This window comes from Sphingomonas sp. (assembly GCF_036388215.1).
Classification (GTDB): domain Bacteria; phylum Pseudomonadota; class Alphaproteobacteria; order Sphingomonadales; family Sphingomonadaceae; genus Sphingomonas.
On sequence record NZ_DASVSH010000030.1, the window covers coordinates 173,942 to 195,605 of the forward strand.

Sequence of the window (21,664 nt, forward strand, 5' to 3'; positions counted from 1 at the left end):
TGCGAGGACGTTAAGGTCGGGCATGCCGTTTCGCCCGATCGACATGCTCCTGTTCCTCGCGCTGGTCGCGGGTTCGAGCTATTACGCCGACCATTGGCTCAATCTCCACGGGACCATCGCTACGGCGTGGAAGGGCCTGGGCGTCGGCCTGCTGGCGCTCTGGGCCTTTGCGCGCGGGCGGCCCTGGATCGGGCTTGTCCTCGCATTCGGGGCGTTCGGGGACGTGCTGCTCGACGCGGTGAGCCTCACCGTTGGCGCGATTGCCTTCCTTGCGGGCCATATTCTCGCGGTGGGTTTCTACTGGCGCCATCGCCGAAGTCCGGCCCTTCCTGTATTCCCGGTTACATTGGTGATCGGATCGGTCGCCGGGATGCTGACCGCTTCCGGCAACTGGGTCGGTGTCGCGATTTATTCGCTAGGGCTCGGGTTGATGTTCGAGACAGCGTGGACGAGCCGTTTTTCCCGCACGACCGTAGGGCTGGGGGCGGCTCTGTTCGTCATATCGGATCTACTGATCTTCGCCCGGCTCGGCCCGCTGGCCGCGTCGCCCTTGCCCGGCCTGCTGATCTGGCCAACCTATTTCGCCGGTCAGGCGTTGATTGCCTGGGGCGTGGTATCGGAGTTGGCGCGTGAAGATCTACACGATCGGATATGAGGCCACGACGATGGCCGAGTTCATCGCGGCGCTGAAGGGCGCAGGGGTGGAGCGGTTGATCGACGTGCGTGCGCTGCCCCTCTCACGCCGGCCGGGCTTCTCGAAGAACATCCTCGCGGCCAGCATTGGCGAAGCGGGGATCGAATATGTCCACCTCAAGAACCTGGGCACGCCTAAGCCAGGGCGCGACGCCGCCAAGAAGGGCGATGTCGCCACGCTGGAAGCAGTGTACGAAACCCAGCTCGGCTTGCCCGAGGCTCAGGCCGAGGCGGCGCGGATGCGGGCGCTGGCGGCGGAGAAGCCCAGCGCGTTGCTATGCTACGAACGCAATCCCGAGCATTGCCACCGCACCTTGCTGCTCGAGGCGGAGGGCGAGGGCATGGAAGTGGTGGACCTCTACCCCTGAGCCTCGCGCCATTCGCCGGGCTGAATGCCCTCTACGGCCCAATCGCCGATGCTCCATCGGACCAGCCGCAATGTCGGGTGACCGATCGCGGCAGTCATACGGCGAACCTGGCGATTGCGGCCTTCGCGGATCGTGAGCTTAATCCAGCAATCGGGAATGTTCTTGCGGACGCGGATCGGCGGATCGCGGGACCATAAGGCAGGATCGTCGATGCGTTCAGCCTCGGCGGGGAGCGTCGCGCCGTCCTTCAATCGGACGCCGCGCCGCAACTGACCGAGCGCCGCTTCCTCCGGCTCGCCTTCGATCTGGACAAGATAGGCCTTTGGCATCTTGAACCTTGGATCGGCGATCCGGGCCTGGAGGCGGCCGTCGTCAGTGAGGAGGAGCAGGCCTTCGCTGTCGCGGTCCAGGCGGCCGGCGGGGTAGACGCCGGGGACCTGGACAAAATGCGAGAGGTTGGGGCGGTTAAGCTCGTCGGTGAACTGGCAGAGCACGTCAAAGGGCTTGTTGAACAGGATCAGCATGTCGCGGCCAGCGCCTCCGCCACCTTGATCCCATCGACTGCGGCGGAGAGGATGCCGCCGGCATATCCGGCGCCTTCGCCGGCGGGGAACAGGCCCTTTACCGTGAGGCTCTGAAAGTCCCCGCCGCGAGTGAAGCGGACGGGGGAGGACGTGCGGGTCTCGACGCCGGTCATGACCACTTCGGGATGGTCGTAGCCGGGGATTTGCTTGCCGAAGACGGGGATCGCCTCTCGCATTGCTTCCACCGCATAGTCCGGCAGGCAGGCCGCGAGGTCGGTGGGCGTTACGCCAGGGCGGTATGACGGCACCACCGAACCCAAGCTCTCCGACGGTCTGCCCGCGAGAAAATCCCCCACCCTTTGGGCCGGGGCCCTGTAGTTCGAGCCCCCCGCGACATAGGCTAGCGATTCCCAGTGGCGCTGGAAGGCTAGGCCCGCCAGCGGATCGCCAGGGTAATCGCGCTCGGGATCGATCGCCACCACGAAGCCCGAATTGGCGTTGCGCTCGTTGCGCGAATATTGGCTCATGCCGTTGGTGGCGACGCGGCCTTCCTCAGATGTCGCCGCCACCACTGTGCCGCCGGGGCACATGCAGAAACTGTAAACAGTCCTCCCGTTCGAGCAGTGATGCGAGATGTGGTATTCCGCAGCACCCAGGATCGGATTGCCCGCATCGGCCCCGAACCTCGCCTTGTCGATCCAGCTCTGCGGATGCTCGATCCGCACGCCGATCGAAAAGGGCTTGGCCTCGACGAACACACCGGCCGCCTGAAGCATCGCGAAAGTGTCGCGGGCGCTGTGGCCGATCGCCAGGATCACGCGGTCGGCCTCTAGATACTCGCCATTGTGGATGTGCAGGCCGCGGACCTTGCCGCCCTCTATGTCCAGCCCCTCCACCCGGTGCTCGAAGCGGTATTCGCCGCCCAGGCCCTCGATCGACTCGCGGATGCTCTCGACCATCGTTACCAGGCGGAAGGTGCCGATATGCGGGTGGGCCTCGGTCAGGATTTCGGGCGGGGCGCCGGCCTTGACGAACTCCATCAGCACCTTGCGGTCGAGATGGCGGGGGTCCTTGATCCGGCTGTAGAGCTTGCCGTCCGAAAAGGTGCCCGCACCGCCCTCGCCGAACTGGACGTTGCTCTCGGGGTTGAGCACGCTCCTGCGCCACAGGCCCCAAGTATCCTTCGTCCGCTCACGCACAACCTTGCCGCGATCGAGGATGATCGGCCGCAGCCCCATTTGCGCTAGGATCAGCGCCGCCATCAGCCCGCACGGCCCCGCGCCGATCACCACCGGGCGCAGCGCACCGGCGGGCAGGGTGCGCGGCACGATCCGGTAATGCGTGTTCGGCGTGCGCTGGACGTTGCGGTCCTTGGCGAAGCGGGCGAGCACCGCCTCCTCGTTCTTCACATTGACGTCGATCGAATAGACCAGCCGGATATTGGCCTTGTCGCGGGCATCGTGGGCGCGGCGGGCGACGACGTGCTTGATCAGATCGCGCGGAGTGATCCGCAGCCGCTTGCACAAAGCGGCGGGGATCGCCTCGCCAGGGTGGTGGAGCGGCAGGGACAGTTCGGTGACGCGGAGCATCGGCGCGCTTTAGCGGGGCAGGGGCCGCCCGCCAACCTGGGCACCGGAGCCAGGCAGCGCGCGAAAGGTTAGTAAAGGTTAGGCCAAGACGGGGGTTGCGCCTCCCTTGCCGGGCGCCGGCGCGCGCCGCGAATGTTCCCAATGTTCGCACTGGCCATGGGGGGTCAATCGACAAAGGCCGGGCGGCGGCGAAGCTGTAGGCATAGCCGAGCCCGAGCTTCGCGGCATGCTCCGGCGTCATCGGGCTATCCGTCCAATTGGAATAGCGACGCCGCACCGTGGCGCGCAGCGAATAAGCCGAGCGCGGCGATGAAGGCGATCTGGCGGTCTGGCGTCCAGCCGCCGGCGCAGGCGCGGCGGGGGATGTGGGGGGTGAAGCGGAGGAGGAGGTGTGTGGCCATGTTCGCGCGGTTCCGGGTTGTGAATGGATGGGGAACATGCCATGGTTTGGGGTGTGTAGGACAGTCGATATTAGACGGTCAGAACGTAAAGCCAGATAGCAATTGGACAAGTTGCGATTGTCTTGAAACTCCGGTTTTCATGAACACGCCGCGAAGCTGCACTCTGGCCGTACCCTCCGTGACCTTCAGGCGCGCGGCTGCCTCTGCGAGCGAAAAACCGGTACCTAATGCGCGCGCCAAGCGGGCTTCAGCAGGGGTGAGATCGAACAACGTCCGAAGGAGGTCTGCATCTGGCACGCTGCTATTGTTGCCGTCTGCAACCACGAGCAGGAGGCCATCCGCCTCGAACAGATCACGGCTCGCGCCCGGCAGAGGAAGCAAGTGAAGGACGAATGCCTTGCCGTCGTCATCGGAAGGAACCGCCAGGGAACGCGAGGCCGCTCCGGCATCGATCCGCCGTTCTAATGCCTCGCTGAACGCGGCATCAAGCCTGGGATTCAAAAATCGGACCCTGCCCAGTGGATCAATCATTAAGTTGCCAAGCCGTTTGGCAAAACAATCGTTCATCGAACGCAGTCGGCCATCCCCGCGGATGACTGCGGCAGCCACATTGATGGCCGAAAGCCCCTCGACGACCGCACTGGTGCGCAAGGTTCGGATTTTGGCAGAGAGAGATAGCGCGCGGCCGAGATGCGGCCTGAGGCGGTCAAGATAGGGCACTGCCTCCGCGGCTTGCCGGTGGCAACCGAAACTCTCGACAGCGATCAGCAGGGCGTCATGCTCGACGCCCTGCATAACAGTCCCGACGCCCCCAACATATCCGTGCGATGACAGGCAATCGCGATATGCAGGCAGGGCCTCGATCTCCTCGATGCTGCGGTAATCAATTTCAGCGCGAAAGCCGGGATGCATCTCGGCTACAAGCGGCGCAGTTCGCGACGGATCATCAAGCAGACCCAGTTCAGCATATTCAGCGACAACGCCGGTGATTCGTGGAGATGCCGTCCAAGTGATGCCGCTTGGCGATAGTATGATAAACAGGCTGCCCATCGCATCTACGTGATCCGCCATCGCATCCAATGTGTCCGGCCACCGGTCCGGATACGCCGCTGCTTCGTAAATATCGGATATAAGTTGCTCCGACGAGCGTCTTGGCATCGGCTCATTCCCCCCCAACAGAATAAGGATTGAGAAGCTGGGCAAGTCAATGATTTCCGATGTTATCCCATTTGGGAGTTGTGCCTTTCCATAGGTGCCCGGACACTTAGCCACGAATTGGAGTAGTGGCATGAGACCTGTCCCGCGCGCCTCGACCTTGTCCCGATTGGTCCTTGCTCTGACGGCTATGGGCACGGCGGTGGATGCGGCATGCGCGCAGACGTCTGCGGAAGATGCCCAACTCAATGCCGCCTTGCGCCAATTCGACCAGACCTACCAGCAAGCCTGCGTCGATCAGCGCCAAAACGAAGACTATATGGTGAAGTTGTGCGAGGAGATGCGGCAAACCAGGGCATCGATGAGCGCGGAAGCTCCCGCGAGGCGGGTCCAGACAGCGCCTAGACCTGCGCCTATGCCGATGCCGCCATCCTCGCCATTCGGGCCACTTCCCGCTGGCGTTGGAAACCAGGCCCAGCGGGATTTCTGGGCATCGCGGTGCCAATATTTGCCGGACGATGGCTCTGCAGCGTCATTGGGCTGCCGGCAGACTTATCAGATGCTGACGAACGCTCCACGGGCGCCGGTTCCGTATCCGCAACCCGGCACGGCGCGAACGCAAGGCATGCCGGAGCCGAGCTATAGGGGCGCCAACGCTATTCACATTCCTACGCCCCCATTGCGGCCAACCGCCACAACGTCTGGATCGCGGCCCAGCGGGTCTACCAGGACACCAAATTCGACTGGCTCAGGCCCCAATCGCTCGATCCCGACAACTGGCCAGCCGGTGACGCTCTACAACTGCATCTCGGATAGGGTTGAGCGGAGAGGGACCCAAAATCCGGTGATCGTTCTGACCAATCGCTGCAATGCCCAGGTGTATTGGAGCCTTTGCGTGATCAAGACCGGGGAGTTTGGCCCGAGCCGTTATCCCGGGACGACGGCTGCCGGCAGCTCGTCCAGATACGAACTTTGGCTGCCGAAATCGGAGGGCTACAGCTACCGCTATAATTGGAGCGCGAACGATCCGGCTCCTGCGGCGTCCTGCAGCCTCTGATTGGTCGGAGGCGAGCGTGTAATATAACCACGGTCTATCAGCTCGGCCGCAAAGGCTAGACCGTGGGGAGAACAGCGCTGGTTGGGAGGCTGCGGTGTCGCAAACTGGAAAATATACGATCAGCTGTCAAGCTGCCTAGCGCGTGAAAACACTAATCGAAGCGGAGATAAAAAATGAAAAAAGTGGTCCTATATGCCGCAGCAATTCTGACAACCTACCCGGTTGTTGCTCACGCGGATACAGCTTGCTGGGCCATCGGCTATCGAACAGATGAAAGTGTAGGGAACGGGAATTATCCGAAATATGTATATTATTCATCGACCTTCGCCGACACCTCCCGGAGTTCTGCTGAGGCCAAATTCACAGAGTATGTCAGAACCCGCTATGGCCGTACTTACCAGGGGGTTCCGGTTCTAAATATTTATAAATCTCGGTGCACGAGCAATGACCCCGAGAATATTGCTGAGGACGGCGAACGATCTGCTCGCGGTGATGGCGGAACACTTTCCGTGCGAGTGATCAATACTGGATGGCGCCCTTAGTGCCATGCCATACATATCATTTAGCGAGTACGGGATCGCATTGCGAGTGCTCGCCATCAGAGGGAAAATATGGCCGCTGGACCTGTATATCTTACGTTTCTTGAAATAAGCTTGACCGAATCTCCTGCTTTCTATCAATTTATTTCCAATGTATTGATAGGTGATCTATGAAATACACAGGGCGATGGCACCGAATTTGTTCGGTAACATTTGTATTGCTGACAATTTTTGCACATCCTGCTTACAGCCAGACCTCGCAAGGAAGCCAGAATGTGCTAGGATTCGTGTTGGGCACAGACAGAGTCGTCCTTGAAAGATCTTGGGCACTTGAGCCTCTCACGACGTCGCAATTTAGAAATGCCTTCAAGGTGCGTTCTAATGCGTTCTCTGACGAAAATGATCCTCTCAATCTGGCGCTCCCAAACTTTGTAAGGGAGCAAAGCGTCCAACAAATGACGCTATATTTCGACGATAACGGAAAACTATACAGAGTTTTGGCCGAGATAGGTAATCGCCAGGGGAGCATCTTTGATGGCGCTGACGGATTTGCCGCATATTTCGCTGCGATAAATTCGGCAAAAACGCGTTATGTGCAGGGAGCAACCACAACATTGCAAAGCCCAATCACGCTGGAGAACTTTTCTTATCGATGCAGCAAGCTGAAGGATTGGTCGGGATATTATGATGCTAGGCGCACGATCAGAGCAGAATCATCAAATATCATGGTGGCCAGGGCAGTGACTGAATACTGCGATCCTCAGAGCCCCGAGGCTCACTTCTCCCGCGGTGCGTACGAACTCCTGATTCTCCTCGAAGTCCAAGGATGGCTTGGTATTCCACGTGGTTCTGCGACGCTAAAGATCATCGGCTGCCTACCGACCGGCGGATACAACACCTGCGAATCTCAGCGTAACGCTTTTAAAAAACAGGATAACTTCTAGCAGATTTGAAGTTTTCTGAGGGTGCCAAGCGGTGAGCGGCTCACACCGCCTCCGGCCGCCTCGCCTTCATTTCATCATTCAACATCTCCGCCAGCAGGAACGCCAGCTCCAGGCTCTGCCCCGCGTTCAGCCGCGGGTCGCAATGGGTGTGGTAGCGGTCGGCCAGGTCGAGTTCGGAGATGTCGATCGCGCCGCCGGTGCACTCGGTGACGTTCTGGCCGGTCATTTCGGCGTGGATGCCGCCGGCATAGGTGCCCTCGGCGCGGTGGACGGCGAAGAAGCCGCGGACTTCGGCGAGGATGCGATCGAAGGGGCGGGTCTTGTAGCCGTTGGCGGCCTTGACGACGTTGCCGTGCATCGGATCGCAGCTCCAGACCACCGGGTGGCCCTCACGCTTGACGGCGCGGACGAGGGGCGGGAGGCCCTTTTCGATCTTGTCATGCCCATAGCGGGTGATGAGCGTGATGCGGCCGGCGGTGCGCGCGGGGTTCAGCGTGTCGAGCAGGCGGAGGAGTTCGTCGGGCTCGAGGGTGGGGCCGCATTTGAGGCCGATCGGATTGCCGATGCCGCGCAGGAACTCGACATGCGCCGAACCCTCGAAGCGGGTGCGGTCGCCGATCCAGAGCATATGGGCGCTGGTGTCGTACCAGTCGCCCGTGAGGCTGTCCTGGCGCGTCATCGCCTGCTCATAGGGGAGCAATAGCGCTTCGTGGCTGGTGAAGAACTGCGTGCCCTTGAGCTGGGGGACGCTGTCGGCGTTGATGCCGCACGCCTCCATGAAATCGAGCGCTTCGCCGATGCGGTCCGCGACGTCGGCGAACTTGGCGGCCCAGGGGCTGCGGCCCATGAAATCATGGGTCCATTTGTGGACCTGATGGAGATTGGCATAGCCGCCGGTGGCGAAGGCGCGCAGCAGGTTCAGCGTGGCGGCGGACTGGCTGTAGCCCTGGAGCATGCGGGCGGGATCGGGGACGCGCGCCTCGGCGGTGAAGTCCATGCCGTTGACATTGTCGCCGCGGTAGCTGGGGAGCTCGACGCCATCGATGGTCTCGGTATCGGCGCTGCGGGGCTTGGCGAACTGGCCGGCCATGCGGCCGACCTTCACCGTAGGCAGCTTCGAGGCGAAAGTGAGGACCACCGCCATCTGGAGCAGCACGCGGAAGGTGTCGCGGATGTTGTTGGGGTGGAATTCGGCGAAGCTCTCGGCGCAATCCCCGCCCTGGAGGAGGAAGGCTTCGCCGCGGGAGACGCGGGCGAGTTCGGCAGTGAGATCGCGGGCTTCGCCGGCGAAGACTAGCGGCGGGTAGGAGGTGAGGGTGGTCGTCGCGGCGTCGAGGGCCGCGGCATCGGGGTAATTGGGGAGCTGGCGGACTTCGAACTCGGGGTTGGTCCAGCTGGAGGGCGACCATTGGGTGCCGCCGGGCGCGGGGGCGCGGGCGGCGACGTACCAGTCGGCATGATGGGCGATGCCGTTGGCGGCGATCTGGTTGACCACCTGCGCGTTGGCGCGCTTGCCGTCCTCCTCCCAGCCCTGAACGGTGGAGCCGGGGGAGTCGTACCACGCGCCGAACGCTGCTCGGGAAAGGGAGCGTTCCTCGCGGAAACGACGAATCTTGGTGCCTGCCAGGGTGGTCATGAGGCGCGCTTACCTTGATTGGGTAAGTTTGCGCAACAACATTCTGGTCTTTGTCCCGAATTGGGTGAAGCTCAGTCGTCGCCAGGAGCGCAGGTCCAGCCGATGATGGCGGGATATTCGGCCACGTCTTGCAAGTCGCCGATCCAGAACTCGTAGCTGGCGAGCCGCTGGCCCCTGGGGCCGAGCAGGCGGACGCTGAGGATATCGGTGTAGCGCATCGCCCGAGCCAGCGCGACGCCGTCGCCGGGGATGAGGGTCCAGCGGTCCGAGCGGGGGCGGCGCTTGAGGGCGAAGGGGACGGGGCTGGGACTGGCGTCGATGAAGACCTGAGCGGAGGCGGCTCGCGCGATTGCTTTGGTCAGCGGCACCTCGATCATCTGGATACTGCCCTCGCGCTCCTGGCGGGAGAAGCGCGCGTGGAGCCAGGCATTGCCGTCCCGAGCCTTGTGCGCCCATTCGGCAAAGGCGTCTCGGGCGCCGCGGCGCGCCTCGGTCATGTGCAAGTCGCGCACGGCGTTGAACGTGCAGCGCTGGCGGCCGTCGGCCATCTGGCGAGTGTCGATGACGCGGGTATCGACGCGCTGCGCGACGGCCGGGGCGGCGAGCAGGCAAAGTCCGGCAATGGCGGTGAGGCGCATCGGTTCTCCTTCAATAGCCCGCGGCGAGATCGACTTCGTTCTTGAGCGGCCGCCCTTCGACAAAGGCGTGGAGGTTCTCCACGAAGAGCGCGGCGGCGCGCACGAACATTCTGGTCTGGCTGCGGCCCGACAAATGCATCGACAGGATGATGTTTGGCGCGGTCCACAGCGGATGTTCGGGCGGGAGCGGCTCGGGCGTGACAGTATCGAGGAAGGCGCCGGCGATGCGGCGCTTGGCGCATGCCTCGATCAGCGCATCCTGGTCGATCAGCTCGCCGCGGCCCACGTTGATGATCCAGGCGGAGGGCTTCATCGCCCGCAACTCCGCCTCCCCGATCATCGCGGCGCTCTGCGGGGTGGCGGGCGCGGCGAGGAATATCCAGTCATAATCGCCGAGCCTGTCTCGCCACTGATCGGGGCCGATCGTGCCCGGTGCGCCCGAACGGGTGACGCCGGTGACCGTCACGCCGAACGCCGCAAGCCGCTCACCGATCAGCCTGCCGATCGTGCCGTATCCGATGACGAGCGCATTGGTTTCGAACAATTCGAGCTTGCCGGGCGCGTCAAAGGGCCATTGGCGCGTGCCGGCGATGCGCACGACCTGGTCGAAGCGCTTGGCGGCGACCAGCGCTCCCATCACGGCATATTCGGCCACGGTGTGGGCATTGACGCCGCTGCCATTGGTGACGCGCGTGCCGCGTGCCTTCAGCGCCCGGGTGTCGAGGCGATCCAGCCCGGCATAAATGGTGGACAGCCATTTGAGCTTGCCCGCCGCCGCCACGATCCGCGCCCATTCGCCGGGCTGATTGTTGTCGAGCCAGCCGATATCGGCATCAGCCACCATGGCGATCGCTTCATCGGGGCTGGCGAACCAGTGCACGTCCAGGCCGGGGGGAAGCCGGGGCTCGACGAGGGGGCGGGCGAGGGCTGGGAGAACGGCTTTCATGGGTGTAGCTTAGCTGATCCTCCCCGGCACGGGGAGGGGGACCAGCGAAGCTGGTGGAGGGGCCGTGCCGCGAGCGCGTCGCCGGTGGAGAGCCCCCTCCGTCAGCGCGTTGCGCTGCCACCTCCCCGTGGCGGGAGGATCAGAGCGCCGGCTTCCAGTCCCAGCCGAGCGGATCGCCGTCCATCACTTCGACGCCGGCGGCAGCGAGCTCGTCGCGGATCGCGTCCGAGCGGGCGAAGTCCTTGCCGGCGCGGGCTTCCTTGCGTTCAACTAGGCGGGCTTCGATGTCCTCGGCGCAAACCGTGGCGCTTGCCGGGCGGATGCGGAGGTCCGAGCGCCTAGTCGATAGGAGGTTTAATCCGAGAACCTCATCGATTGTGGCAATGAGATGCCAGCGCTTTGTATTGTCGATGGTCGGATCAACCAGCACTTCTTCTAGAAGCGGGAGGCACCGTGGCGTGTTCAGGTCCTGTGAGATCGCGGCCTCAAAATCCGTAAGAACCCCAGCCACGTCAGCCTCGGCCCATTTTTCACGCGGAATGGGCAGGTAGCGCGAAGGGTGATTTACGGCGTCTCCGGTGGCTTCGTATTCCCGCCAAAGCTGGACATCGACGACCTTGATCATCCGCTTAAGTCGCACGAGCGCTGCCGCCAAGTTCTCAGTACTGAACTCAAGCTCAGACCGGTAATGCGCCTGGAGACACAGCAGCCGATAAGCGAGGGGATGCACGCCGGCGTCGATCAGCGACTGGAGCGTCGTGAAGCCCCCTTTTGACTTCGACATCTTGCCGCTGCGATCGACCAGGAAATTGTTGTGCATCCAGAAATGCGCACCACTGTCGCTACAGCCGCAGAATGCCTGGTTCTGCGCGATTTCGTTGGGGTGATGGATTTCGCGGTGATCGATGCCGCCGGTGTGGATATCGAACGGGGCGCCGAGATATTTCAGGCTCATCACCGAGCATTCGAGATGCCAGCCGGGCGCACCCATGCCCCAGGGGGAATCCCATTCCATCTGGCGTTGCTCGCCCGGCGGCGATTTGCGCCATATCGCAAAATCCTGCGGATGGCGCTTGCCCGCTACAGGATCGATCCGCCCCTCCGCGGCATCGTCCTGCGCACCGGCCAGCCGACCGTAATCGGCGACCGTCGAAGTGTCGAAATAAAGGCCGGTATCGAGCTCGTAGCAGTGATCGATCGCGATCTGCTTCGCGAAATCGATCATCTCGGCGATGTGATCGGTCGCCACCGACCAGCGCGAGGGCTCGCGGATGTTGAGGTCGCGGATATTGGCCTTGAACGCATCGGTATAATGCGCGGCGATCTCCCAGATGCTCCTGGCCTGCGCGCGCGCCGCGGCTTCCATCTTGTCGTCGCCCGCATCGGCGTCAGATGTAAGGTGGCCGACATCGGTGATATTGATGATGTGAGTGAGCGGATAGCCTTTCCACGTCAGCGTCCGGCTCAGCGTGTCGGTAAAGACATATGCGCGCAGGTTACCCAGGTGCGCGTAATTATAGACAGTCGGCCCGCACGAATAGACACGCACGCCCCTGGCCTGGTCGAGCGGCTCGAAAGCCTCAAGGCTGCGGGTGAGGGAATTATATAGGGTAAGGCCAGGCATGGCGGCGCAATAGCCGCTGGGGCCAGCGCTGCAAACTCCCTCTAATCTTCGAGCGCGGCGGCGACCATCGCGCTCCAGATCTCGGCTGGGCTGCTGCCCGCGCCTTGACCGGCCTGAACCATTTCGGGCGTGGGCTCGCGCAACGTCTTCAGCACGGCGCGAGCGCGATCGATTTCCTCACGCCACACCGCATCGACCATTCCCGATGCGCTCGCATCTTCGCCTTGCGCGTTTACGCTCAGCGCCTCCGCGGCGATCACGCGTGCAATGCGCTCGACAGGCGAAGTAACGGAAAGGTCGGTCATGCTGCGAGCGGCACTGCGTAAGGCGGCCGGCGGAGCGCGCTGATTCCGGTGCTGGCGCCTGCCACGAGCGGAAGCGCCGTCGCGCAAAAGGCACACTCGGCAGTCATCCGGCCGATCATCCATTGGGATTTGCCGCAGCCCGGGCAGTGATTCGTCTCATGCGGACGGTATGCAACGCGATAGCCGGTATGAGCCTGGCGGATGCCGAAATCGTACATTCGTCGTCTCCCTGTCGATCGCTGGTTAAACGAGCGCGAATCGCGCTTTGTTCCGCGCGCGGCTCGAAACGCCGCCGACGAACTGTGTTCTGCTGTCGATGAGTGGCAGATGAGCAACAGCATGGATCAGTTGCGATGTCACCCTGAACCGCAATAACAGGGCTGTTCAGCATCGTTCCAGTCGCGTAACTATAGTAAGGGCCCACGGGCCAGCGAATCCTCGCCACTTCCCGGGGGAGACAGACAATGAAAGCTCTTTTTGCAGCCGCGCTCACAGCCGCTGTAGTCCTGGGCGGCGTCGCAGCGGCGCCCGCCTCGGCGCAGGACTATGGCTATGCCGCAGGTGGATACTATCCGGGCAGTGGATATCGCAGCGACGATTTCCGCGGCGCCGAGTTTCGGGCCGATTACGGAAATCGCTACACTGAGGGATATCGCAGCAACGGCATGCGCTATCGTCGCAACCAGCGCTGCAGCAATTCGACCGGCATGATCGTAGGCGGCGTGCTTGGCGCATTGCTTGGCGGGGAGATCGGGCGCGGCGACGGCTACCGTGCCAGCCGGACCGGTACGATCCTGGGCGCGGGCGCAGGCGCGCTCATCGGCAGCGAAATCGACAGCGGCGGTTGTGGCAAGCGCCGTCGCGGCAACCACCGATAAATCCGCATCGGATTAAAGAAAAGGCGCTCGCGATCGTCTCGCGGGCGCCTTTTCATGTCTGCCGAAATGGAGGCCCGAGTGGGATTCGAACCCACGGTTGTAGGGATTTGCAGTCCCTTGCGATTGACCACTCCGCCATCGAGCCATCCGGGCAGGCGGCGGGGAATGCGCAGGGCGCTTGCCGCCTGTCAACATTGCGCTGCAAAAATCGCGCTTACTTCGCTTGGCGAGGGGGTTCGGAAGCGATACAAGCGCCGGAACCAACAAGTGTATTGCATGGCTAATACGGCTGTGCGAGAGAAGCGGAGCAATGATGACCCTGCCGGTCGACCCCGCGCCCGTCGAAGCAGACCGCTTCGAGGCGATGCGCCATGCGATGGTGGCGAGTCAGCTGCGGACCAACGCCGTCAGCGACGCGCGCGTCGTCGAGGCGATGGCCCGGGTTCCCCGCCAAGCCTTTCTGCCGCCCGAGCATCAGGCGATCGCCTATCGCGACACGCTGCTGCCGCTGGGCAATGGGCGCGATCATAATTCGCCGCTGGCGACCGGGCGACTGCTGACCGAGGCGGCGGTGCGTCCGGGCGAACATGTGTTGCTGGTCGGCGCGGCGGGCGGATATGCCGCGGCATTGCTCGCCCGGCTCGCCGGATCGGTGGTCGCGCTCGAAGAGGACCCAGCACTGGTGGCGCTTGCGCGTGGCGCATTGGCCGGGACTGCCAATGTGGAACTGGTCGAGGGGCCGCTGAACGCCGGCTGGGCCCAAGGCGCGCCCTATGACCTGCTGGTGATCGATGGCGCAGTGGAACAGGTTCCCGAAGCGGTGGTTGGGCAGCTCAAGCCCGGTGGCCGCCTGGTCTCGGGCGTGGCAGACCGGGGAATCACCCGGCTTGCCGCCGGGCGGCGCACGCAGGGTGGCTTCGGCATGATGGACTTTACCGACTTGGAATGCGCTGTGCTTCCCGGATTCGCTCGCCTACGTACCTTCCAATTCTGACGTAAGAAGACAAAGAAGATGCGATTTTCCTTTCTGCTCCTGGGCGTGAGCCTCACCGCGATTGCCGCCCCGGCGGCTGCGCAGACCACGACTACGCCCCAGGGCACCGCGCGGACGGTCACCGTGACCACGGCCACGCCCGACGCGCCGCCCCAGGCCCAGCCGACCACCACGCTGCGCGATGCGCTGGTGGCGACCTATAACACCAATCCGGATTTGCAGGGCGAGCGCGCCAACCAGCGCGCCAATGACGAGAATGTCCCGATCGCCCGCTCGCAGGGGCTGCCGGGCGTCAATTCGAGCAGCTCGTTCAGCAACAGCCTGTACGACAGCGACGCTTCTCCGCTCAGTCCCTCGCGCCGCGGCTCGGTGGGGCTCGACCTATCGGTGCCGGTGTATAGCGGCGGATCAGTGCGCAATTCGGTACGTGCGGCGGAAACGCGCGTGGAGGCCGGCCGCGCCAATCTGCGCGGGGCCGAGGCGGATATCTTCACACAGGCGGTGACGGCTTATGTCGATGTGCTGCGCGACGAATCGATCGTGCGGCTGAACCAGCAGAATGCCCGCGTGCTGGGCGTCAACCTCCAGGCGACGCGCGACCGATTCGAAGTGGGCGACCTGACCCGCACGGACGTGGCGCAATCCGAAGCGCGGCTGGCGCTGGCGCAGAGCCAGTTGCGCAGCGCGGAGGCACGGCTGATCGGCAGCCGCGAGAATTACATTCGCGTGGTGGGCGCGCCTCCCGGCGTGCTCGCGCAGCCGCCGGCATTGCCGAACCTGCCCGATGATGTGGTCGTGGCTGAAGATACGGCGCTGGCCAACAATCCGAACCTAGAGGCCGCGCAGAAGGTGCGCGATGCGACGCGATTCGACATCGACGTGGCCAAGGCCAGCCGGCTGCCGCAGATCAGCGTTGGCGTGGGCGGGGATTATTACAATTATCTCGGCTCGGTGAGCAGCCAGGCGCGGGCCCAGGGCCTGGGCAGCGACGGCCTGTCGACCACCCTTGGCGCGCAGCTTTCCCTGCCTCTGTTCCAGGGCGGCCGTCCCGCGGCTCTGGTGCGCCAGGCACAGGCGCGCCGCGCGGCAGCGCTGGAGGGCGTGACCTTTGCCGAGCGCGGCGTGATCGCTCAGGCACGTTCGGCCTTCGCGACCTATCAATCGTCGCTGCGGGTGATCGAATCGTCGCGGATCGCAGTGGAGGCCAACCGGCTGAGCCTGGAGGGCGTCCGCGCGGAGAACAGCGTCGGCACGCGCACGATCCTGGATATCCTTAATGCCGAGCAGGAATTGCTTAACAGCCAGGTGCAATATGTGACGGCCGAGCGCGACGCCTATGTCGCGGGCTTTACGCTGCTTGCGGTGATGGGCCGCGCCGAGGCGGAGGATCTGGGGCTGGAGGGCGGACCGCTCTACGACCCGCTGGCCAATTATAACCGCGTGCGCGGCAAGATCTGGGACTGGGATGACGACAAGGACCCCGAAGCGCTGGGCACCAGGACGCGCGGAACGCCGGCGCAGACCCCCAATGTGACTGCGCCGCTCACCCCGCTTCTGCAGCGTCCGGTTGACAGCACAGGCACAAATCAATGATGGAACGCTCCGGCGCTTTTAGGGAGTAGGCGACGGATGGGGGACATCAGCAGCGAGCCATCGATGGAGGAGATCCTCTCGTCGATAAAGCGCATCATCGCCGAAGAGGGCGATGCGGCTGTGGCGACGCGTACCCGCCGGGGCAGCCGCACGGGTGCGGCGCCTTCGCCGCGCGCGGACGTTGATGAAGTGCTTGAACTCAGCGAGCTTGTGCCTGACGAGCCGATCGCCCAAGAAGCACCTGAAATCAAACAGGAAACTCCGATGCCCATGGGCGCGCCGACTCCCTCCGAACCTGCCCGGGCGATCGAGCCGATCCTGTCGGAACGCGCGGCGGAGGCCACCCGTGGGCCGCTGGAGGCCCTGTCCCGAATGGTGGTGAAGCCCGACGTGGCGGGATCGGACACGCTCGAGGGACTGGTCCGCGAGCTGCTCAAGCCCATGCTGCGCGAATGGCTCGACGCCAATCTTCCGCAAGTGGTCGAATCGATGGTGGCGAAGGAAATCTCGCGGATTACCGGGCGGGATTGATTTCGGCCTTATCTGTTCCCCTGCGAAAGCAGGGGTCCAGAGCCAAGCAGCGTTTCGTTTGTAACCCTGGGCTCCTGCTTTCGCAGGAGAACTGCCTGCGGTGACGGCATTTTGGCAACCGTTGCGATTGTAACCGCTGCAACCATCTGCTCTACCTTCTCCCCATGAAGCATATCTTCCTGGCGGGCGTCGCGCTCGCTTTCGCCGCCGTTCCCGCCACGGCCCGTGACCTCACGATCGCAGACGTGGCCCAGCTTTCGCGCGTTGGTGCGCCCGCCGCCTCGCCCGATGGCAAGTGGCTGGTCTGGCAGCAGCGCGAGACCGATCTGGCGGCCAATCGCGGGCGCTACGATCTGTGGCGACTCGATCTGAGCAGTAAAGGCGCGGCGCCCGAAAAGCTGGTCGCCGAAGGCGATGTCAACGAGACCGGCCCGCAATTCGGGCCCGATGGCCGGGTCTATTTCCAATCGGACAAGGGCGGCGCTGACAGCGTGCGCTCGATCGCGGCAACCGGAGGCGAACAGGCCGAAGTCGCAACGCCCGCCGGAGGCTTCAGCGGGTTCAAGCTCTCTCCCGATGGTGGCAAGCTGCTGGTCTGGGCGGATCGCAAGCCCGGCGCGCCGACGATCGAGCCCGCGATGATCAAGAAGGACCCCAATGCGGGCTCCGGCCGCGTGTTCGACAAGATGTTCGTTCGCCACTGGGACAGCTGGGCCAATGGGGATCGCTCGCAGCTGTTCGTGATCCCGATCGGTCAGTCCAACGCCGTAGCGGTGCCGATCGCGCCGCAACTCGATGGCGATACGCCCTCCAAGCCCTTTGGCGGGGGCGAGGAGCTGAACTGGTCGGCGGACGGCAAGACGATCTATTTCGCGCTGCGCGAGGCGGGACGGACCGAGCCCAACTCGACCAATCTCGACATATTCGCAGCACCCGCGGACGGCTCATCCGCGCCGGTGAACCTGACCGCCGACAATGACGGGATGGACAACCTCCCGACGGCCTCGCCCGACGGCAAATGGCTTGCCTATTTCGCGATGGCCCGGCCGACTTATGAGGCCGACCGGCAGGTGCTGATGCTGCGCGACTTGTCCAACGGCACGACGCGGGCGCTCACTCAGGGCTGGGACCGCTCGGTCGCCTCGATCGCCTGGGCGCCGGATGGAAAGACGATCTACGTCACCGCGCAGGATACGCAGGAAGAGCCGATCTTCTCAGTCGATCCGAAAAGCGGGAAAGTCACACGGCTCACCCAGGAAGGGGTCGTCTCGGCCGTGGTGCCGACGAAGGCGGGCGTAGTGTTCGCGATGAACTCGCTGCTGGGGCCAGACGATTTCTATCGCCTTTCGGGCAAGAAGCAGGAGCGGCTGACACAGGTAAACGCCGAGAAATTCGCAGGAATCAGCCTGCCCAAAATCGAGCGCTTCAGCTTCACCGGCGCCAACAATGACAAGGTTTGGGGCTATGTCGCGAGACCGGCGAATCTGAAGGAAGGCGAGAAGGCGCCGGTTGCGTTCATCGTACATGGCGGGCCGCAGGGTTCGAGCAACAATAGCTGGTCGTATCGCTGGAATCCCGCCGTGTTCGCCGGCGCCGGCTATGCGGTGGTCTCGGTCGATTTCCACGGATCGACCGGCTATGGCCAGGCCTTCACTGACTCAATCCAGAACAATTGGGGCGGATGGCCGCTCGAGGACCTGCAAAAGGGGCTGAAAGCCGCTACCGAGAAATTCACTTACCTCGACGGTGACAATGCCTGCGCGCTTGGCGCTTCCTATGGCGGCTACATGATGAACTGGATCGCGGGGCAATGGCCCGACCGGTTCAAATGCCTGGTCCAGCATGACGGCGTCTTCGATGCGCGCGCGATGGCTTACGAGACCGAGGAATTGTGGTTCGACGAATGGGAGCATGGCGGCAAGACCTATTATCAGGACCCCGCCGCTTATGAGAAATGGAACCCGGTCCACCACGTGACCAAGTGGAAGAGCCCGATGCTGGTGATCACCAGCGAGAAGGACTTCCGCATTCCCTATACCCAAGGCCTCGCCAGCTTCACCGCGCTCCAGCGGCAGGGGATCGATTCGCGGCTGCTCGTCTTCCCCGATGAGAACCATTGGGTGCTCAAGCCCAAGAACTCGATGCAATGGTATGGTGAAGTGCTGGGGTGGCTGGGGAAATATACGAAATAGCGGGCTCGCCACATCCACGGGCAGGCGGGGGTTTGGTTTCGGCAAGGTTCGCGCTAAGCGCCGCTCCATATGTCCGAACTTCCCAAAACCTTTGATCCCGCCGAAATCGAATCCCGCTGGTATGCGCATTGGGAGGCCAACGGCCTGTTCGCGCCCGAGCGGCCCGGGGCGGAGCCCTGGACGCTGGTCAATCCGCCGCCCAATGTGACCGGCAGCCTGCATATCGGCCATGCGCTGGATAACACGCTGCAGGACATCCTGGTCCGCCACGCGCGGCTGAAGGGCAAGGATGCGCGCTGGGTGGTCGGCACCGACCATGCCGGCATCGCCACGCAGATGGTGGTCGAGCGCCAGCTCGGCGAGAAGCAGCAGAAGCGCACCGATTTCAGCCGCGAGGAATTCATCGCCAAGGTCTGGGAGTGGAAGGAAGAGAGCGGGGGCGAAATCACCCAGCAGCTCCGCCGGCTCGGCTGCTCGATGGACTGGGCGAACGAGCGCTTCACGATGGACGAGGGCTTTTCGAAGGCCGTGCTCAAGGTATTCGTCGAGCTGTATCGGCAAGGCCTGCTGTATCGTGACAAGCGGTTGGTGAACTGGGATCCGGGCCTTGGCACCGCGATCAGCGACCTCGAAGTCGAAACAACGGATACCAAGGGGAGCTTCTGGCGGCTGCGCTATCCGCTTGCCGATGGGTCGGGGTTCATCGAAGTCGCGACCACGCGTCCCGAGACGATGCTGGCGGACATGGCCGTGGCGGTACATCCGACTGACGAGCGCTATGCGGCTTTGGTCGGCAAGCAGGTGCGGCTGCCGATCACCGGCCGGCTGATCCCGATCATCACCGACGAGCATGCCGATCCCGAGCTGGGCTCGGGTGCCGTGAAGATCACGCCGGGGCATGACTTCAACGATTTCGAAGTGGGCAAGCGCGCAGGCTTCAAGGCCGGCGCGATGCTCAACATGCTCGATGCCAAGGCGAATATCGCGCAGACCAGTGATGGCCTGATCCCGGACGAGCTGATCGGGATGGAGCGCTTCGCGGCGCGCAAGGCTGTGGTCGAACGGCTCAAGGCCGAAGGCTTCCTGATCCCGCATATCGACGAGGAAGGTGTGGAGCACGACGCCGAGCCGCGCACCATCGCGACGCCCTATGGCGACCGCTCGGGCGTGGTGATCGAGCCGTGGCTGACCGACCAATGGTATGTCGACGCCGCGACGCTGGCCAAGCCGGCGATCGAGGCGGTCCGCTCGGGGGCGACGCGGATCGTGCCGAGGAGCTGGGAGAAAACCTACTTTAACTGGATGGAGAACATCCAGCCGTGGTGCGTTTCGCGGCAGCTTTGGTGGGGGCATCGGATTCCGGCTTGGTTCGCTGAGGATGGCAGCATTTTTGTCGCGGAGAGCGAGGCTGAAGCGCAAGCCGAGGCGGGGGAGGGTGTAACGCTCACCCAGGACAGCGACGTCCTCGACACCTGGTTCTCCTCCGCGCTCTGGCCCTTCGCGACGATGGGCTGGCCGGACTCTTCTCCCTCTCTCCGCTTGCGGGGAGAGGGCCGGGGAGAGGGGCCTGTCGATAGTGCGCCGCACTTGCCCCTCTCCCCGACCAGTTCCGGGTCAACATCGCCCCGCGATGTTGAGGTTGTGCCGGGGGCACAACCGACCCGGAACTCCCCTGAAGGGGAGAGGGAGACTTTAGGCGGACGCTATCCCAACGACATCCTCATCTCGGGCTTCGACATCCTGTTCTTCTGGGATGCCCGCATGATGATGCAGGGTTTGCACTTCCTCAAGGAAGTGCCGTTCAAGACCTTGTATCTCCACGGTTTGGTGCGCGCGGCGGATGGGCAGAAGATGTCCAAGTCCAAGGGCAATGTCGTCAATCCGCTGGGGCTGATCGACCAATATGGCGCCGACGCGCTGCGCTTCTTCATGGCGGCGATGGAAAGCCAGGGCCGCGACATCAAGATGGATGAGCGGCGGATCGAGGGATACCGCAACTTCGCGACCAAGCTGTGGAACGCGGCGCGCTTTTGCCAGTCGAACGGGATCGGCGCGAGCGCGACGCTGGAGCCGCCCGCGGCGAGCCTGGCGGTCAATCGCTGGATCATCGCCGAAACGGTGGCGACCGTGCAGGCGCTCGACCTGGCGCTGGCCGACGTGCGCTTCGACGAGGCGGCGAATACGATCTACCAGTTCACCTGGAGCCGCTTCTGCGACTGGTATCTCGAACTGATCAAGCCGGTGCTGCAGCCCCAGGCCCCCGCTCAGCCTGAGCCTGTCGACGGCCAGGCACCCCCGGCCCTTCGACAAGCTCAGGGTGAGCGGGTTGGGAGCGAGGGGGCTGACGAAACCCGCGCCGTCGCGGGCTGGGTGCTCGACCAGATACTGGTGATGCTCCACCCGTTCATGCCCTTCATCACCGAAGAGCTCTGGTCGAAGATGGGGGAGCGCGAGCACGAGCTGATCGTCGCGCACTGGCCGATGGCGGATGCCCGAGCGCTCGATCCCGAAGCGGCGCGGGAGGTCGACTGGCTCATCAGGCTGATCTCGGAAATCAGAAGCGCGCGGACCGAGTTGAACGTTCCACCGGGCGCGCAGGTTCGGCTGCTGCACAAGGATGCGGGGCAGGAGACCCAAAACCGGATCAATCGGCAATATCAGTCGCTCACGCGTCTGGCGCGGCTCTCGCAAGTCGAGTTCGCGATGGGCTGGCAAGGGACGGCCGCCCAGATCGTTGTCGATGAGGCGACCTACATGATCCCGCTCGAGGGGTTGATCGACGTGGATGCCGAGCGTGTGCGGCTTGCCAAGGCGGTTTCTGCGGCCGAAAAGGAACGCGACGGTCTCGCCGGCCGGCTCAGCAATCCCAGCTTCGTGGAGCGCGCCAAGCCCGAGGCGGTGGAGAAGGCGCTAGCCGACCACGCCGAGAAGGCCGCCGAGGCCGAGCGGCTCGGCGCGGCGCTGGCGCGGCTGGGGTGAGCTTCCCCTCCCTGCAAGGGAGGGGATCGAGGGGTGGGTGGCGTGCTCGTGATACGGCGACCGCGGGCTTGGTTCATC

The 21,664-nt window shown here is 63.6% G+C and carries 19 protein-coding genes and 1 tRNA gene; 9 read left to right on the forward strand and 11 right to left on the reverse strand.

Annotated elements, in window-relative coordinates:
* Positions 1–22 precede the first annotated feature (22 nt).
* Entirely contained in the window at positions 23–655 is a 633-nt protein-coding gene (locus tag VF617_RS11905; RefSeq protein ID WP_331015102.1) for a lysoplasmalogenase, read from the forward strand.
* The gene (locus tag VF617_RS11910) at positions 630–1,061 is read left to right on the forward strand and encodes a DUF488 domain-containing protein (protein ID WP_331015103.1); all 432 of its coding nucleotides are present in this window, start codon (positions 630–632) and stop codon (positions 1,059–1,061) included. Before VF617_RS11905 ends, VF617_RS11910 begins: the two co-directional genes overlap by 26 nt.
* On the opposite strand, the gene VF617_RS11915 is transcribed toward VF617_RS11910, so the two are convergent.
* The 4 genes from VF617_RS11915 to VF617_RS11930 all read right to left on the reverse strand — a co-directional run bounded on the left by VF617_RS11915 (position 1,052) and on the right by VF617_RS11930 (position 4,733).
* On the reverse strand, positions 1,052–1,585 hold the full coding sequence (locus tag VF617_RS11915; RefSeq protein WP_331015104.1) for a pseudouridine synthase: 534 nt from the start codon (positions 1,583–1,585) through the stop codon (positions 1,052–1,054). The genes VF617_RS11910 and VF617_RS11915 overlap by 10 nt on opposite strands.
* Positions 1,579–3,174, reverse strand: a complete 1,596-nt coding sequence (locus VF617_RS11920; RefSeq protein ID WP_331015105.1) for an NAD(P)/FAD-dependent oxidoreductase — start codon at positions 3,172–3,174, stop codon at positions 1,579–1,581. Before VF617_RS11920 ends, VF617_RS11915 begins: the two co-directional genes overlap by 7 nt.
* 245 nt (positions 3,175–3,419) lie before the next feature.
* Positions 3,420–3,575 (reverse strand): hypothetical protein, encoded by a 156-nt coding sequence (locus VF617_RS11925; protein ID WP_331015106.1) that lies wholly within the window; start codon positions 3,573–3,575, stop codon positions 3,420–3,422.
* A 78-nt stretch (positions 3,576–3,653) separates the two neighbouring features.
* A complete protein-coding gene (locus VF617_RS11930; RefSeq protein WP_331015107.1) occupies positions 3,654–4,733 on the reverse strand; it encodes a hypothetical protein in 1,080 nt (359 codons plus the stop codon).
* 1,811 nt (positions 4,734–6,544) lie between these two features.
* Here VF617_RS11930 and VF617_RS11935 point away from each other — a divergent pair.
* Positions 6,545–7,270 (forward strand): hypothetical protein, encoded by a 726-nt coding sequence (locus VF617_RS11935; RefSeq protein WP_331015108.1) that lies wholly within the window; start codon positions 6,545–6,547, stop codon positions 7,268–7,270.
* Positions 7,271–7,310: 40 nt separating this feature from the next.
* Here VF617_RS11935 and VF617_RS11940 read toward each other — a convergent pair whose 3' ends face one another.
* From VF617_RS11940 to VF617_RS11965, 6 genes are all read right to left on the reverse strand, one after another.
* Entirely contained in the window at positions 7,311–8,906 is a 1,596-nt protein-coding gene (locus VF617_RS11940) for a class II 3-deoxy-7-phosphoheptulonate synthase (protein ID WP_331015109.1), read from the reverse strand.
* Positions 8,907–8,977: 71 nt separating this feature from the next.
* The gene (locus tag VF617_RS11945) at positions 8,978–9,544 is read right to left on the reverse strand and encodes a hypothetical protein (RefSeq protein WP_331015110.1); all 567 of its coding nucleotides are present in this window, start codon (positions 9,542–9,544) and stop codon (positions 8,978–8,980) included.
* 10 nt (positions 9,545–9,554) lie between these two features.
* Positions 9,555–10,490, reverse strand: a complete 936-nt coding sequence (locus VF617_RS11950; RefSeq protein WP_331015111.1) for an NAD(P)-dependent oxidoreductase — start codon at positions 10,488–10,490, stop codon at positions 9,555–9,557.
* Between the two features lie 139 nt (positions 10,491–10,629).
* On the reverse strand, positions 10,630–12,114 hold the full coding sequence (gene cysS, locus VF617_RS11955; protein WP_331015112.1) for a cysteine--tRNA ligase: 1,485 nt from the start codon (positions 12,112–12,114) through the stop codon (positions 10,630–10,632).
* A 41-nt stretch (positions 12,115–12,155) separates the two neighbouring features.
* A complete protein-coding gene (locus tag VF617_RS11960) occupies positions 12,156–12,419 on the reverse strand; it encodes a hypothetical protein (RefSeq protein WP_331015113.1) in 264 nt (87 codons plus the stop codon).
* A complete protein-coding gene (locus VF617_RS11965) occupies positions 12,416–12,637 on the reverse strand; it encodes a hypothetical protein (protein WP_331015114.1) in 222 nt (73 codons plus the stop codon). Before VF617_RS11965 ends, VF617_RS11960 begins: the two co-directional genes overlap by 4 nt.
* Positions 12,638–12,883: 246 nt before the next feature.
* Here VF617_RS11965 and VF617_RS11970 point away from each other — a divergent pair, with 246 nt between their 5' ends.
* A complete protein-coding gene (locus VF617_RS11970; RefSeq protein ID WP_331015115.1) occupies positions 12,884–13,297 on the forward strand; it encodes a glycine zipper 2TM domain-containing protein in 414 nt (137 codons plus the stop codon).
* 67 nt (positions 13,298–13,364) lie between these two features.
* Here VF617_RS11970 and VF617_RS11975 read toward each other — a convergent pair.
* Positions 13,365–13,442 (reverse strand) — tRNA-Cys (locus VF617_RS11975).
* A gap of 165 nt (positions 13,443–13,607) precedes the next feature.
* Here VF617_RS11975 and VF617_RS11980 point away from each other — a divergent pair.
* The 5 genes from VF617_RS11980 to VF617_RS12000 all read left to right on the forward strand — a co-directional run bounded on the left by VF617_RS11980 (position 13,608) and on the right by VF617_RS12000 (position 21,586).
* A complete protein-coding gene (locus VF617_RS11980; RefSeq protein ID WP_331015116.1) occupies positions 13,608–14,291 on the forward strand; it encodes a protein-L-isoaspartate O-methyltransferase in 684 nt (227 codons plus the stop codon).
* A gap of 18 nt (positions 14,292–14,309) precedes the next feature.
* Complete coding sequence (locus tag VF617_RS11985; protein WP_331015117.1) at positions 14,310–15,884, forward strand: TolC family outer membrane protein; 1,575 nt, start codon at positions 14,310–14,312, stop codon at positions 15,882–15,884.
* Positions 15,885–15,920: 36 nt separating this feature from the next.
* Positions 15,921–16,415: a DUF2497 domain-containing protein gene (locus tag VF617_RS11990; protein ID WP_331015118.1), complete on the forward strand. Its 495-nt coding sequence runs from the start codon at positions 15,921–15,923 to the stop codon at positions 16,413–16,415.
* Positions 16,416–16,579: 164 nt separating this feature from the next.
* The gene (locus VF617_RS11995) at positions 16,580–18,607 is read left to right on the forward strand and encodes a S9 family peptidase (protein ID WP_331015119.1); all 2,028 of its coding nucleotides are present in this window, start codon (positions 16,580–16,582) and stop codon (positions 18,605–18,607) included.
* Positions 18,608–18,676: 69 nt separating this feature from the next.
* Positions 18,677–21,586: a valine--tRNA ligase gene (locus tag VF617_RS12000; RefSeq protein WP_331015120.1), complete on the forward strand. Its 2,910-nt coding sequence runs from the start codon at positions 18,677–18,679 to the stop codon at positions 21,584–21,586.
* Positions 21,587–21,664: the final 78 nt, after the last annotated feature.